The sequence below is a fragment of the Pseudomonas sp. Choline-02u-1 genome (assembly GCF_002836515.1).
In the GTDB taxonomy this organism is placed as follows: Bacteria; Pseudomonadota; Gammaproteobacteria; order Pseudomonadales; family Pseudomonadaceae; genus Aquipseudomonas.
In genome coordinates this window covers 86,627-101,478 of the sequence record NZ_PJBC01000003.1, presented here as the reverse complement: position 1 = coordinate 101,478, position 14,852 = coordinate 86,627, and the positions used below count along the sequence as shown (strand labels likewise).

At 60.7% G+C, this 14,852-nt stretch carries 12 protein-coding genes; 1 reads left to right on the top strand and 11 read right to left on the bottom strand.

All coding sequences use genetic code 11. From position 1 onward, the window contains the following. Nucleotides 1–183: 183 nt before the first annotated feature. On the top strand, nucleotides 184–1,044 hold the full coding sequence (locus tag CXF97_RS02455) for a MurR/RpiR family transcriptional regulator (protein ID WP_172604568.1): 861 nt from the start codon (nucleotides 184–186) through the stop codon (nucleotides 1,042–1,044). Between the two features lie 147 nt (nucleotides 1,045–1,191). On the opposite strand, the gene CXF97_RS02450 is transcribed toward CXF97_RS02455, so the two are convergent. The 11 genes from CXF97_RS02450 to edd form a co-directional block, all read right to left on the bottom strand. After that, nucleotides 1,192–2,046 (bottom strand): D-hexose-6-phosphate mutarotase, encoded by an 855-nt coding sequence (locus tag CXF97_RS02450; protein ID WP_101155817.1) that lies wholly within the window; start codon nucleotides 2,044–2,046, stop codon nucleotides 1,192–1,194. A gap of 107 nt (nucleotides 2,047–2,153) precedes the next feature. Next, nucleotides 2,154–3,503 carry a carbohydrate porin gene (locus CXF97_RS02445; protein WP_101155815.1) on the bottom strand — a complete coding sequence of 450 codons (1,350 nt, stop codon included), beginning with the start codon at nucleotides 3,501–3,503 and terminating at the stop codon, nucleotides 2,154–2,156. A gap of 193 nt (nucleotides 3,504–3,696) precedes the next feature. After that, the gene (locus CXF97_RS02440) at nucleotides 3,697–4,857 is read right to left on the bottom strand and encodes an ABC transporter ATP-binding protein (RefSeq protein WP_101155813.1); all 1,161 of its coding nucleotides are present in this window, start codon (nucleotides 4,855–4,857) and stop codon (nucleotides 3,697–3,699) included. 2 nt (nucleotides 4,858–4,859) lie between these two features. Continuing rightward, nucleotides 4,860–5,705 (bottom strand): carbohydrate ABC transporter permease, encoded by an 846-nt coding sequence (locus CXF97_RS02435; protein ID WP_090285550.1) that lies wholly within the window; start codon nucleotides 5,703–5,705, stop codon nucleotides 4,860–4,862. After that, a complete protein-coding gene (locus CXF97_RS02430; RefSeq protein ID WP_101155811.1) occupies nucleotides 5,698–6,606 on the bottom strand; it encodes a carbohydrate ABC transporter permease in 909 nt (302 codons plus the stop codon). The genes CXF97_RS02435 and CXF97_RS02430 overlap by 8 nt, the downstream gene beginning before the upstream one ends. A gap of 91 nt (nucleotides 6,607–6,697) precedes the next feature. Continuing rightward, nucleotides 6,698–7,999: an ABC transporter substrate-binding protein gene (locus CXF97_RS02425; protein WP_101155809.1), complete on the bottom strand. Its 1,302-nt coding sequence runs from the start codon at nucleotides 7,997–7,999 to the stop codon at nucleotides 6,698–6,700. A 118-nt stretch (nucleotides 8,000–8,117) separates the two neighbouring features. After that, nucleotides 8,118–9,377 carry an AGE family epimerase/isomerase gene (locus CXF97_RS02420; RefSeq protein ID WP_101155807.1) on the bottom strand — a complete coding sequence of 420 codons (1,260 nt, stop codon included), beginning with the start codon at nucleotides 9,375–9,377 and terminating at the stop codon, nucleotides 8,118–8,120. A 225-nt stretch (nucleotides 9,378–9,602) separates the two neighbouring features. After that, nucleotides 9,603–11,072, bottom strand: a complete 1,470-nt coding sequence (locus tag CXF97_RS02415; protein ID WP_101155805.1) for an ATP-binding protein — start codon at nucleotides 11,070–11,072, stop codon at nucleotides 9,603–9,605. Further along, nucleotides 11,062–11,793 (bottom strand): response regulator, encoded by a 732-nt coding sequence (locus CXF97_RS02410; protein ID WP_016773529.1) that lies wholly within the window; start codon nucleotides 11,791–11,793, stop codon nucleotides 11,062–11,064. The genes CXF97_RS02415 and CXF97_RS02410 overlap by 11 nt, the downstream gene beginning before the upstream one ends. Nucleotides 11,794–11,972: 179 nt before the next feature. Next, entirely contained in the window at nucleotides 11,973–12,932 is a 960-nt protein-coding gene (locus CXF97_RS02405; RefSeq protein WP_101155803.1) for a glucokinase, read from the bottom strand. After that, complete coding sequence (gene edd / locus CXF97_RS02400) at nucleotides 12,929–14,755, bottom strand: phosphogluconate dehydratase (protein WP_101155801.1); 1,827 nt, start codon at nucleotides 14,753–14,755, stop codon at nucleotides 12,929–12,931. Before edd ends, CXF97_RS02405 begins: the two co-directional genes overlap by 4 nt. Nucleotides 14,756–14,852: the final 97 nt, after the last annotated feature.

The following is a 14,852-nucleotide window of genomic DNA, read 5'->3' as shown; positions in this document are numbered from 1 at the left end:
CAAGGCATCACTCAAGGGAAAATGTAGTAATAACCACAACATTTTCGCAGAATACTCAATCCGAGTGGTGGTCGCCCGGACGCATCAGTAGGATAGGCCACCGTCACGGGCCATATCAAAGGCCCAATTTGCATAGCCCGACGCAACTCTGCGTCGGTGAATCAGGAATTCCATATGGACCGCGTGCGAAATTTACTGGAACAGATCCAGAGTCGCCTTGCAGAGCTGAACAAGGCCGAACGTAAGGTCGCCGAGGTGATCCTGCTCAACCCGCAGCAGGCCACCCGCTTCAGCATCGCCGCCCTCGCCCAGGCCGCCTCGGTGAGCGAGCCGACGGTCAACCGTTTCTGCCGTTCGTTCGGTGTCAGCGGTTACCCCGAACTCAAGCTGCAATTGGCCCAGAGCCTGGCCAGCGGCGCGGCGTATGTCAGCCGCGCGGTCGAAGCCGATGACAATCCCGAGGCGTACACGCAGAAGATTTTCGGCAGCGCCATCGCCTCGCTGGACAGCGCTTGCCAAGCGCTGGACCCGAACCTGATCAGCCGCGCCGTCGACCTGTTGATCCAGGCCCGACAGATCCACTTCTTCGGCCTCGGCGCTTCAGCTCCGGTGGCACTGGATGCGCAGCACAAGTTCTTCCGCTTCAACCTCGCGGTGACTGCGCATGCCGATGTGCTGATGCAGCGGATGATTGCTTCGGTGGCGCACACCGGTGAGCTGTTCGTGATCATTTCCTACACCGGGCGTACCCGTGAGCTGGTGGAAGTGGCGCGGATCGCCCGGGAGAACGGTGCTTCGGTGCTGGGCCTGACCGCGGAGAACTCACCGCTGGCCAAGGCCAGCACCCTGAGCCTGAACATTCCGCTGCCAGAAGACACCGACATTTACATGCCGATGACGTCGCGGATCATTCAGTTGACCGTGCTGGATGTGCTGGCGACGGGGATGACCCTGCGCCGTGGCGTGGATTTCCAGCCGCATCTGCGCAAGATCAAAGAGAGCTTGAATGCCAGCCGGTATCCGGTGGGTGACGAGTTCAATTGATCAAGAATCTCGGCTGACTGGTCCGCCCTTTTCGCGAGCAAGCCCGCTCCCACAGAAGATCTGTTTTGAACATAAATTCAATGTTCACTGAAGATCCAGTGTGGGAGCGGGCTTGCTCGCGAGGGCATCAGCCGACTCACCACCCAACTAGGCCGCCGCCCACGCCTGCAAACTCAAATGCGCCTTCTCCCCCGGCGCCAAGTGCAAGCTGTCGGTGCCACCCGCCGCTGCTTCTACGCAGACGAACTCGGAAATCTCGTCCCAGCTCACCCCGAGCAACGGCCGCGCGCCGGGATGCCACACGACGGTGTCGCCACTGTCGCCGGTATCGATGCACAACTCGCGCTGCCAGGCGTGATCCTTGAGCTGCAATTCGCCGTCATGCTGGAACACCCGCTGACAACCGCCCTCCACGCGCAATTCACCTTCCTGCTGGCAAGCCTGGCGATTCAACTGATCATAACCCTGCGCGCCTTCGAGCCCAGACAGCGCTATCTCACCGACGTCGCCAATACGCCAATAAGCATGCAAAGCCTGGCTCAACTGGCATGGCATGTCGTCCTGATGCTCGGTGCTCAGGCGTAATTCCATGCGCTCGCCCAAGTGCGCGTGCAGATCAACCTGCCAGTCGCACAGCTGCAATCGCCAATGCAGACGCACGCCATCCTCGGCGCTGCTGCTGTCGAGCAGTTTCCAGTCAAGCAACCGTGCCCAGCCGTGCGACGGCCAGGCGTTTTCGCTCGGATGACGGCCGTACCACGGCCAGCACACCGGCACACCACCACGGATCGCTCCGACATGCGGCCACTTTGCCGCGCACCACAACCACGGCTTCTGCCCACGGGGCTGGAAATGCAGCAACTGCGCGCCCTGCCGACTGAACACCGCCTGACACAGCGGATGATCGATCACCAACACGTCGCGCATCTGATAGCGCTCCCAGGCGAACACCGGTCGCTCGCGCAGGGATTTGAAGAAGCGTTGCAGCGGATGCTCAGGCATTGGCCACGGTCCAAAAATTACGGGCTGCGCCAGCCCTGCAAAAAAAAGCGGACAGCCTGGGCTGCCCGCAAATATGCGCACATAGAGAGGAGCTTATCGCAGACGCGTCAGAACGTAGACTGAATTTTCAGACCAGCGACCAAAGCGTTATCGACTTCATCCACACCGCCCGGATGGGTGATGTATTGCAGGTTGGGACGTACGGTCAGCCAGTTGGTGACGTGGAAGCCGTAGTTGAGTTCGTAGTTGTATTCGGTCTCACGAATCGGCGAAAACGCAGCGTTGTCGTAGTCGGATACACCGTTGGAGGCGTTCAGCAATTCGGCATTGCGCTTGACGTCCTTGTTGACGTGGATACGCGCCGCGCCGATACCGATGTCATCTTTCGGACGGGCATCGAACGGACCTTTGTAGACAAACATCACCGACTGGTAGTTGTCGATGAAGTTGGTGTCCTTGTCGTGGAAGGTCGCGTTGGCCGCGATATTCAGGCCGCGAGTCGCATCACCGTTGTGGCTGGTGAGTTGCTGTTGGGCGACGAACCAGTAACCGTGTTTGCTGTTGTGCGACTTGTAGTCGTCACCAGTGGTTGCGGCATCGAAACCATTGACGTCTTCGCGAACGTCGTCGGCATCGGCCGTGCTCTTGTAGTAACCGACGCGGTACTCGCCGGGCAGGCTGTTGACCTTCGGCGACCAGACCAATTCAACCGGCAAAACGGTACCTTTGGTGCCGCTGCCGCTGAGTTTGAAGCCGTTGCCGTGTTCCAGCTGCGACGGGTTCTGGTTGTACGCACCGATCTGCGCGTAGAGCTCGTCATTGATGTTGTACTTCACACGGATCGCGGCCTGGCTGACGGGCCAGTTGTACCAGATGTTGGTTGCCCAGTTACCGACTTGCGAACCGCAGAACGCCAGGTTCTGGAAGTCGCACGGGAAGGTGTTGAAGTCTTCGCCTTCGCCGAAATAACCGGCCTTGACGTCGAGCTTGTTGTCGAAGAACTGGTGCTGAATCCACAGTTGGGTCAGACGCACCATGTGCCCACGGCCGTAGACTTCCTGCGAGGAGCTGAGGGTGCCGGCACGCGGATCGCCAACGCGGTCGTTGGAGATGTTGTAGCCGTTACGATTGGTCAGCTGGATCTTCGCCTGGGTGTTGTCCCAGCCCCACAGTTTCTGCAGATCGAGGGCCACGCCGAGGCCGAACTGGTCAGCGTAACGCGCAGTCTTGTCGTCGTTGTAGCCACCGTTCAAGTTGGCGCCCATCTCGCCAACGTAGTCGGCCTTGATGTCGATACCCTGCTCGATCAGCCTGGTGCGCTCGCCGCCCCAGTCGCCGGTCATCCATTTGGAGTCGGAGCTGAAGGCATCCGCCGCCATCGCATTACCAGCCAGCACCAGTGCAGCCGCCGCTGAAACCTGGCAGATCAACCGGGCATTGACGTGTTTCTTTTTCATCCCTACATCCTCGTCTTTATTGTTATTAACTGTTTTTATCTAACGCGGTTTACATAAAGTGCGACGAATGACAGGCCATTCACCGCGTTTGCCCTTGTGGGAGCGGGCTTGCTCGCGAAGGCGTCGTGTCAGTCAATACATGTGTTGCCTGACACTCCGCATTCGCGAGCAAGCCCGCTCCCACATTTGTTCTTCAGCGGCCTTTGAACTGCGCCACATTCGCCGACCGAATTTCAGCCTGCGCCTGGCCCGCAACGCCCAGACGCTCGCCGGTATTGGCATCGAACAACAACACTTTCGACGGATCGAACTGCAGCGTCAGGCTTTCGCCCACCTGCGGCGCCACGTCTGGCGCCAGTCGGCAGCAGACCTTGGTGTCATTCAAATTGACGAACACCAACGTGTCCGGACCGGTCGGTTCGGTGACCTGCACTTCAGCACGAATGCTCGGCAGGCCATTGCCCTCGCCGTTCGCCAGACAGATCTGCTCCGGGCGCAGGCCGAGGATCACTTCGCGGTCTTCAAGACCGGCGTCCTGCATGCTCATCGGCAACTCGCAACGCGCCTGGCCGCTGTCGAGCAGCGCCAGCAAACGACCGTCCTTGCGCTGCAAGCGCAGCGGAATGAAGTTCATCGGCGGCGAGCCGATGAAGCTTGCGACGAACAGGTTGGCCGGGTTGTTGTAGATGTCTTTCGGCGTACCGAATTGCTGAATGATGCCGTCCTTCATCACCGCGACCTTGTCGCCCAGAGTCATCGCTTCGATCTGGTCGTGGGTCACGTAGACCGTGGTGGTTTTCAGGCGCTGGTGCATCAGTTTCATTTCGGTGCGCATCTCGACGCGCAGCTTGGCGTCGAGGTTCGACAGCGGTTCGTCGAACAGGTAGATCTTCGGCCGCCGCGCCAGAGCACGGCCCATCGCCACGCGCTGTTGCTGACCACCGGAGAGCTGGCCCGGCTTGCGATTGAGCAGGTGTTCGATCTGCAGCAGCTTGGCCACGCGGGCGACTTCTTCGTCGATCGCTGCCTGCGGCATCTTGCGGATCTTCAGACCGAACTCGATGTTCTCGCGCACGCTCATGGTCGGGTACAGCGCGTAGGACTGGAACACCATGGCGATGTCACGATCCTTGGGGCTCATGCCGCTGACGTCCTGATCGCCGATCATGATCGCGCCGCCGGTGATGGTTTCCAGGCCGGCGATGCAGTTCATCAAAGTCGATTTGCCGCAACCCGACGGGCCGACGAGGATCAGGAATTCGCCGTCCTTGATCGACAGTTCGATGTTCTTCAGGGTGTCCGGCAGGCCGGCCCCGTAGGTCTTGTTTACGTTGCGAAGTTCAAGCGTAGCCATGATTACCCCTTGACCGCGCCGGCCGTCAGCCCGCGCACGAAATACTTGCCTGCGACCACATAGACCAGCAGGGTCGGCAGGCCGGCGATCATCGCCGCTGCCATATCCACGTTGTATTCCTTGGCGCCGGTGCTGGTGTTGACCAGGTTGTTCAGCGCCACGGTGATCGGTTGCGAGTCACCGCTGGAGAACACCACACCGAAGAGGAAGTCGTTCCAGATCTGGGTGAACTGCCAGATCAGGCAGACCATGATGATCGGCGTCGACATTGGCAGGATGATGCGGCGGAAGATCGTGAAGAAACCGGCACCGTCCAGACGCGCAGCCTTGACCAGCGCATCGGGAATGCTCACGTAGTAGTTGCGGAAGAACAGCGTGGTGAACGCCAGCCCGTAAACCACGTGCACGAACACCAGGCCGGTGGTGGTGCTCGCCAGGCCCATCTTGCCGAGGGTGAACGAGGCCGGCAGCAGCACGGTCTGGAACGGCAGGAAGCAGCCGAACAGCAGCAGACCGAAGAACAACTGCGAACCACGGAAGCGCCACATCGACAGCACATAACCGTTCAACGCACCGATGGCGGTGGAGATGATCACGGCCGGAACGGTGATCTTGATCGAGTTCCAGAAGTAGCCGTCAACCGTAGCCCAGGCCTTGACCCAGCCGATGCCGCTGACCACGGTCGGCCAGCTCAGCAGGTTGCCGGTGCTGATGTCTTCCGGGGTCTTGAAGCTGGTGAGCAACATGACCACCAGCGGTACCAGATACAGAATCACCGCGAAAATCAGCACCGCGTAGATCGCGATGCGGCTGAAGCTGATCGCAGGTTTGGCAGCGAGACTAGTCATTGCGCTTGGTCCTCAGCTCGGAATACAGGTAAGGCACGATGATCGCGAGGATCGCACCGAGCATCAGAATCGCACTGGCCGAGCCCATGCCCATCTGGCCGCGACTGAAGGTGAACGAATACATGAACATCGCTGGCAGGTCGGAGGAATAACCCGGGCCACCGGCGGTCATCGCAGCAACCAGGTCGAAGCTCTTGATCGCAATGTGCGCCAGAATCATTACCGCACTGAAGAACACCGGACGCAGGCTTGGCAGCACCACTTTCCAGTAGATGCGCGGCATGCTCGCGCCGTCGATCTGCGCGGCACGAATGATCGACTGATCAACGCCACGCAGGCCGGCGAGGAACATCGCCATGATGAAGCCCGAGGCTTGCCACACAGCGGCAATCACCAGGCAGTAGACCACGCGATCGGGGTCGATCAGCCAGTCGAGACGGAAGCCTTCCCAGCCCCAGTCACGCAACAATTTGTCCAGGCCCATGCCCGGGTTGAGCAGCCATTTCCATGCGGTACCGGTAACGATCATCGAGAGCGCCATCGGGTACAGGTAAATGGTGCGGATAAAGCCTTCGCGACGGATGCGCTGGTCGAGAAACACTGCCAGCAACACACCGATTACCAACGTGATGCCGATGAACATGCCGCCGAACATGGCGAGGTTCTTGCTCGCCACCCACCAGCGATCGTTGTCGAACAACCGCGCGTATTGCGCCAGACCGGCCCATTTGTAGTTGGGCAGGAAGGTCGAGGTGGTGAACGACAGAATGAACGTCCAAAGGATGTAGCCATAGAAGCCCACCAGCACGATGAACATGCTCGGCGCCAGCACCAGTTTCGGTAGCCAGCGCTGCAATGCATCGAACGGCGAGGCCTTGCTGAACACAGCAACAGAACTCATGGGGAAATCCAGTACGAAGATAGAAAATTCACACGCACTCCCCTTGTGGGAGTGAGCTTGCTCGCTCCCACAAGGGCTGCGGTGTTGATGCTTATTTAGCTGACTGCACCGCCGCGCCGAGTTTCTTCGCTGCATCGGCCGGGTCGGCTTTCGGGTCGTTGATGTAGTTGGTCACGACATCAAAGAACGCGCCCTGCACCGCCAGCGTGGTCGCCATGTTGTGCGCCATGCTTGGTTGCAGGCCACCGGACTTGGCGTCCGCAAGGAAGTCCTTGGCAGCGGTCTGTGCGCAGGAATCGAAGCCGAGCTTGTCCATGTTGTTCAACATGTCGTTGCGCACCGGGATCGAGCCTTTGTTGATGCTGAAGACCTTCTGGAAGTTCTCACCCAGCACGACTTTGGCGATGTCCTGCTGACCGGCCGCGGTGCCCGCGTCCTTCTGCTTGAACACGGCCAGCGAGTCGATGTTGTAGGTGAACGCTTTGTCAGTGCCCGGGAACGCTACGCACTCGTAGTCCTTGCCGGCGACTTTCTTGGCGGCGGTCCATTCGGACTTGGCCCAGTCACCCATGATCTGCATGCCGGCCTTGCCGTTGATGACCTTGGCCGCTTCGAGGTTCCAGTCCTGACCTTTGCCATCAGCGTCCATGTAGGTCGCGACTTTCTTCAGCTCGGTCAGCGCCTTGACCATTTCCGGGCCGGTCAGCGCTTTGTTGTCGAGGTCGACCAGGGCTTTCTTGTAGCCATCCACGCCCATGACCGACAGGACCACGGCTTCGAACACGGTGCTGTCCTGCCAAGGCTGACCGCCGTGGGCGAGCGGAATGAAGCCCGCAGCTTTCAGCTTGTCGCCGGCCGCGTAGAACTCTTCGAGGGTGGTTGGATTCTTGGTGATCCCGGCTTTCTTGAAGACTTCCGGGTTGATCCACAGCCAGTTCACACGGTGAATGTTCACCGGAACCGCCACGTAATCACCGTCGTACTTCACGGTGTCGGAGACTTTCTTGTCGAGCAGGCGGTCCCACTTTTCCGACTTGGCGACGTCTTTCAACACGTCGGTGTCGAGCAGGCCGGTCGACGCCCATTCCTGGATATCCGGGCCTTTGATTTGCGCAACGCCCGGCGGGTTACCGGCAACGGCACGGCTTTTCAGCACGGTCATGGCAGTCGCACCGCCACCACCGGCGACAGCGCCATCCTTCCAGGTGAAACCGTCTTTTTCGACTTGGGCCTTGAGCACATCGACGGCGGCTTTTTCGCCACCGGAAGTCCACCAGTGCACGACTTCGACCGAACCTTTGGATTCGGCAGCGGAAACACTGAGCGGCAGGATTGCGAGCGGGAACAGGGAGGCGACAGAAATGACAGTAGCGAGGCGAGAAATCGCATTCATTCGAGATGTACCTTTCTTGTTGTTATGCATTGCAAGTCTGGTGCTTGCGCTGCACGGAGTTTAAACAGAGCGTTTCCGTTCGCAGGTAACGAAGGGACGCGTAAATGTCACGACATGGTTACACAGGACTGCCGCAGGATAACTGCGCCAAAGCCTTGGCCATGCTTGGCGCAAGCGGCAATCGTGGAATCAGTACCGCTTGCCAGGCGTGATACAGGTCAGGCTTGCCCGGCCAGATATCGGCACTTGGCTGGTTTTGCGGATCGAGTTCGTGATGCCAGCTGCCGTTGCAGCGATCGATGAAATGGGTCTCACAGAATTCCCAGAACAGTCGGTACCAGGTTTCGTACTGCGCATCGCCGGTGCGTTTGAGCAAAGCGCTGGCGGCGGCGCTGGCTTCGGCATGCGTCCAGTGCAGGCGATGGCGGACGACGGCCTGGTTATCCCAGTCGAGGGTGTAGACGATGCCTGGCGCGCCATCGACGTTCCAGCCGTGGCGGCAATTGTTGTCGAACAGTTTCTGCGCATCAATGGCCAACCAGCCCGGTGTGAGCATGCCGGCCTGCACCCGCGCTGCTTCAAGATGCAGCAGCAATCGGGCCCATTCGAAACCATGGCCCGGCGTGGTGCCGTACGGACGAAAACCGTCGGCAGGATTATCCTGGTTGTACTCGCGCAGCGGCTGCCAGTCACGATCGAAGTGTTCGATGACCCTGTAATCATTGGCCGCAGCGTGGCCGTGAATCACTCGCTCGACGATGCGCTGGGCGCGCACCAGCCAGCGTGGGTCTTCGGTGACATCTGCCAGCGCAAGGAAAGCTTCAGTGGCGTGCATGTTGCTGTTGGCGCCGCGGTAGGCTTCTTCTTCGCTCCAGTCCTGGTTGAAGAATTCGCGCATGGCGCCCTCTTCTTCGCTCCAGAAATACGTGTCGATAATGTCGATCGCGTCATCGAGCAAGGCTTGGGCATCGGGCCGTTGTGCGACCACGGCGGAACTGGCGGCGAGTGCGACAAAGGCATGCAGGTAGGCGTTCTTGCCAGTGTTGCCATCGCGATGCCCGGCAACTGCGAACCAGCCGCCGTGCAGCGCATCACGCAGCGGCCCGCGCAGGGCGGCGATGCCGTGATCGACCAGTTCGGCAAACCCTGGCAGGCCCTGGATATGGGCCATGGCGAAGCTGTGGGTCATTCGCGCGGTGTTCATGGTTTCGGTTTGCGCGTGCGCCGGCAGATGGCCGCGTTCGTCGAGATTGCCAAAGCCTTCGGGCAGTTTCGCAGCCTTGGCAAAGTCCAGCAGACGCAGGCCTTCGGCGGCGAGCCATTGCTGGTGGGCAGGGGCATTCAGCCAACTGCTGAAGTCTGGGTGAAAGGTGTCCATGCAATGACCCTTTTTTGTTGTTAGGACTGCGGGCAGTCTAAACAACAGGCCGGGGTGGGCTTGTAACGAAGGGGACGGGGTTTGTCACTGACCCGTGACATTTGTATTGATGCATCTGACGCCTTCGCGAGCAAGCCCGCTCCCACACTCGATTGCATTCCATCAGGCGGAGTGCGGGCGAATGTGGGAGCGGGCTTGCTCGCGAAGAACGATACCGCGATCTAACTAATCAGCGCTGCGCGGCAACTGCAGGGTCACCCGCAACCCACCCTCACGCAGGTTCTGCAACGTCACTTCGCCGCCATGGCTATGGGCAATATTGCGCGCAATGCCAAGGCCCAACCCATAGCCCTGCTGCTGCCCCGCCAGGCGGAAGTGCGGTTCGAACACTTGCTCCAACCGTTGCTGCGGCACGCCCGGCCCCTCATCGTCGACATGCAAAACAAACGCGCTGTCATCGTCATCGATGTGCAGATGCGCGTTCTGTCCGTATTTCAAGGCATTGTCGATCAAGTTTCCGATGCAGCGCTTGAGCGCCAGCGGTTTGCCCGGATAGGCCGACAGCGCGCGGCCATGCTGAGTGACGCGGCCATTGCCATTCGGCGCCAGGTACGGCTCGACCAGACAATCGAGCACATGGTTGAGATCCACCGGCTCGATGTTCTCGTGGATGTCGGTGTCTTTCACGCATTGCAGCGCGCCTTTGACCAGCAGCTCCAGCTCATCCAGATCACGGCCGAACTTGGCTTGCAGCGTTTCGTCTTCGAGCAGTTCGACGCGCAAGCGCAAGCGCGTGATCGGCGTGCGCAGGTCATGGGAAATCGCGCTGAACAACTGGCTGCGCTCGGTCAGGTAACGGCTGATGCGTTCGCGCATGGTGTTGAACGCACGGCCCACTTCGACCACTTCACTACCGCCACCCTCGGCGACGGGTTCAACGTCGGCGCCCAGCGACAGATCCCGCGCTGCTCGCGCCAGACGCTTGAGCGGCCGGCTCTGCCAGTGCACCAGCAAACCGATGAACAACAACAGAAAGCCGCTGGTCAGGACGATAAACCACACCTGCTGCGCTGGCAGGCCTTGCTCTTCCAGACTGGTGTAGGGCTCCGGCAGCAGCGAGGCGATGTACAGCCATTCCCCCGGTGCCATTTGAATCTGCGTCACCAGTACCGGCGGATTGACCGGCTCGAGCGTCAGCGCGTAATGCGCCCACGAGCGCGGCAATTCATCAAGTTTCAGCCCGGCGTTGAAAATCCGCAGGTCTTCGGGGCTGACGAAGGTCACCGAAATATCCGTGTCATGGCCGAGGGTCTGGCGCAGCACTTCATCCACCGCTTGCATCACCGCTGCTTTACGCGGCGTCACCGGCAGCACGTCCATGCCCAGCGGTTTGTCATTCAGTGTCACGACAAATCGGGTGCCGCCCATGCTGCGCAATTGATCAAGTACCAGCGGCCGGTAGGCCACCGGCAGGGAGCGAAAATAGCTGACGCTGGCGGTCATCGAATGCGCCAGGCTGCGGGCGCTGGTGACCAGACCTTCCAGCTGCGTCGCGCGCAGTTGCGAGACCCAGATCACGCTCGACAGCGTCTGCGCGAACAGCACCGCCAACAGGGTCAGCAGTAACATCCGCCCGAGCAGGGAACGCGGTACCGGAATGCGCCTGACGAACTTGCGCAGCGACTCAGTGAGCATTGCCGGCAACCACATTGGCTGCCAACTGATAACCGCTGCCACGCACGGTACGAATCAGCCGTGGCGGTTTTTCGGTGTCGCGCAGGCGCTGGCGCAAACGGCTGACGGCCATGTCGACGATGCGATCAAGCGGCATCAGATCGCGGCCACGGGTGGCGTTGCCGATGGTGTCCCGGTCGAGGATTTGCTGCGGGTGGTCGAGAAACAATTTCAGCAGGGCGAAATCGGCACCGGAGAGGATCACTTCCTCGCCGTCGGTGTGGAACAGCCGATGACTGACCGTGTCCAGGCGCCAGTCGTCGAAGACCAGCACTTCGCTGCCGCTGCGTTCGTGTGCGAACTGTGCGCGGCGCAGCAGGGCCTTGATCCGCGCTTGCAGTTCACGCGGGCTGAACGGTTTGCCAAGGTAATCGTCAGCACCGAGCTCCAGACCGATCACCCGGTCGGCCTCGTCGGAGCTGGCGGTCAGCATGATGATCGGCACCTGCGCCTGACGCGGATGTTGGCGCACCCAGCGGCACAGGCTGAAGCCGTCTTCGTCGGGCAGCATGACGTCGAGAATCACCAGATCGCTCGGCGCCTCGTTGAGCGCCTGACGAAAACCGGCGCCATCGGCGGTGGCCCGCACCTGAAACCCGGCGCGGGTCAGGTAGGTTTCCAGCAACTCGCGTATTTCCTGGTCGTCATCGACCAACAATATCGACTTGTTGACTGAGCTCACTTCGAAGGCATCCTTGTTGTTGGAGTTGGGGCGGATTATGCCTTAAGCGCTGATTTTACAAACACCACAAAACCACTGTGGGAGCGGGCTTGCTCGCGAACGCGGTGTGTCAGGCACCTTGAATGTCTCTGACGCACCGCTTTCGCGAGCAAGCCCGCTCCCACAATTCAGACCGTATTTCAGGCCCGGATTGCCTGATCCAGAGCCACACCCGCGCCCATTAGGCCGGAGTACGGCGCCGTCACCAGCCACACCGGGATGCCTTTGAAGTAATCGCTCATGCAGCCCTTGTCGGCGAAACAGCGGGCAAAGCCGCTTTCGAGGAAAAAATCGGCGAAGCGTGGAATCACCCCGCCGACAATAAACACCCCGCCGCGCGCGCCGGTGGTGAGCACGTTGTTGCCGGCAACGCGGCCGAGCCAGCAGCAGAACTGCTCGAGCACCTCCAGGGCAATCGGGTCACCGGCAAGGCCTGCTGCGGTGATCGCTTCCGGCGTTTCAAGCGTCGGCTCATGGCCATCCACCGCACAGATCGCCCGGTACAGCCGAGGCAGGCCGCCGCCGCTCAACGCAGTTTCCGCGCTGACATGGCCGATCTCGTTGTAGATGTGTTGCCACAGCTGCGTTTCGCGCGGGCTGCTCAGCGGCAGGTCGACGTGGCCGCCCTCGCCCGGCAATGCCGCGAAGCGACCTTCGCCGAGGTCGAGCAGGGTGCCAACCCCCAGGCCGGTGCCCGGGCCGATCACCACCGCCGGGCGCAACGCCTCCGGCGTGCCTTCGCAGACCACGCGGAATTCGCCCGGCTGCAAACGGGTCATGCCCAGCGCCATTGCCGAAAAATCATTGGTCAGCAACAACTGCTCGACCTGCAAGGTCTTGCAGAACGCGCTGCGACTGAGCCGCCAGTGATTGTTGGTGAATTTGAATTCATCGCCGCTCACGGGGCCTGCCACCGACAGGCACACCGAACCGATCGAACCCGGCGCCAGACCGAGCCCGCTCAGATACAAGGCGATTGCCTCTTCCGGGCTGGCAAAGTCGGCCGTGGCCAGCACCTGAACCGATTGCAGTTGCTGGTTTTGCCACAACGCGAATCGCGCGTTGGTGCCTCCGATGTCACCGACCAAAGCCAGTTTCAATTAAGCGTCTCCAGGGCAGAAGTGAAGGCGCTGGCGCCCTGCTCCGCCGAGCTGAAGGCCATGCGCATGAAGCCGAACAGTTCGCGACCGCTGCCGATGTTGTTGCCCAACAGGCCCTTGGCAGGTTCGCGTGCTGCAAATTCGGCGGCGTCGACCTTCAGTTCCAAGGTGCCTTTGACGCCATCGACGCGGATGATATCGCCCTCTTGCACTCGCGCCAAAGCACCACCGACATAAGCTTCGGGACTGACGTGAATCGCCGCCGGGATTTTCCCCGACGCGCCGGACATGCGCCCGTCAGTCACCAGCGCCACTTTGAAGCCGCGATCCTGCAGCACGCCGAGGAACGGCGTCATCTTGTGCAGCTCGGGCATGCCGTTGGAACGCGGGCCCTGGAAGCGCATCACCGCGACGAAATCCTTTTCCAGCAGACCAGCCTTGAACGCATCGGCCAGATCCTGCTGATCCTGGAACACCATCGCCGGTGCTTCGACGATCTGGTTTTCCAGTGCCACCGCCGAAACTTTCATTACGCCGCGACCGAGGTTGCCTTCCATCACCCGCAAGCCGCCCTCTTGCGAAAACGCACGGGACACCGGACGCAGAATGTTTTCGTCGAGGCTGTCGGTCGGGCCTTCGCGCCAGACCAGCTCACCGTTATCAAGGAACGGTTCTTTGGTGTATTTGCTCAAACCGTGGCCGAGCACGGTGTTGACGTCTTCATGCAGCAGGCCGGCGCCGAGCAGTTCGCGGATCAGGAACGACATGCCGCCTGCGGCCTGGAAGTGGTTGATGTCGGCTTTGCCGTTCGGGTAGACGTGGCTCAGGGTCGGCACGACTTCGGAGAGGTCGGCCATGTCCTGCCAGGTCAGCTGAATGCCCGCCGCCATGGCGATGGCCGGCATGTGCAGGGTGTGGTTGGTCGAGCCGCCGGTGGCGTGCAGGGCAACGATGGAGTTGACCAGCGCCTTCTCGTCGACGATTTCGCCGATCGGCATGAAGTTGCCATTCTGCTTGGTCAGGCGCGTGACCTGATGCGCGGCTTCGCGGGTCAGGGCGTCGCGCAGCGGCGTGTTCGGGTTGACGAAAGAGGCGCCCGGCAAGTGCAGGCCCATGACTTCCATCAGCAACTGGTTGGTGTTGGCGGTGCCGTAGAAGGTGCAGGTGCCCGGGCTGTGGTAGGACTTCATCTCCGATTCCAGCAACTCTTCGCGGGTTGCCTTGCCTTCGGCGTATTTCTGGCGGACGTCGGCTTTTTCCTTGTTGGAAATCCCCGAAACCATCGGCCCGCCCGGGACGAAAATGGTCGGCAGATGACCGAAGCGCAACGAGCCCATCATCAGCCCCGGCACGATCTTGTCGCAGATGCCGAGCATCAGCGCACCGTCGAACATATTGTGCGACAGCGCCACCGCAGTCGACATGGCAATCACTTCGCGGCTCGGCAGGCTCAGTTCCATGCCCGGCTCGCCCTGGGTCACGCCGTCGCACATCGCCGGGGTGCCACCAGCGAACTGGCCGACCGAGCCGATCTCGCGCAGGGCGTTCTTGATCTGTTGGGGGAACACTTCGTACGGCTGGTGCGCCGAAAGCATGTCGTTATACGAAGACACAATGGCGATGTTCGCCGAGTTCATCATCCGCAGGCTGTGCTTGTCTTCGCTGCCGCAACCGGCCACGCCATGGGCGAAGTTGGCGCATTGCAGCTTGCCGCGCATCGGCCCGTCGCTGGCGGCGCCGCGAATCAGTGCAAGGTAAGCCTGACGCGTGGCGCGGCTGCGGGCGATAAGCCGTTCGGTGACCTCAAGAACGCGGGGATGCATGTGTAGAACTCCAGGCTAACGGATGTGGCGACCTGATTGTCTATGCTGATCAAACGCCGTTGTGGTTGGAATGACAGACGGTTTTTTTGACCATTCG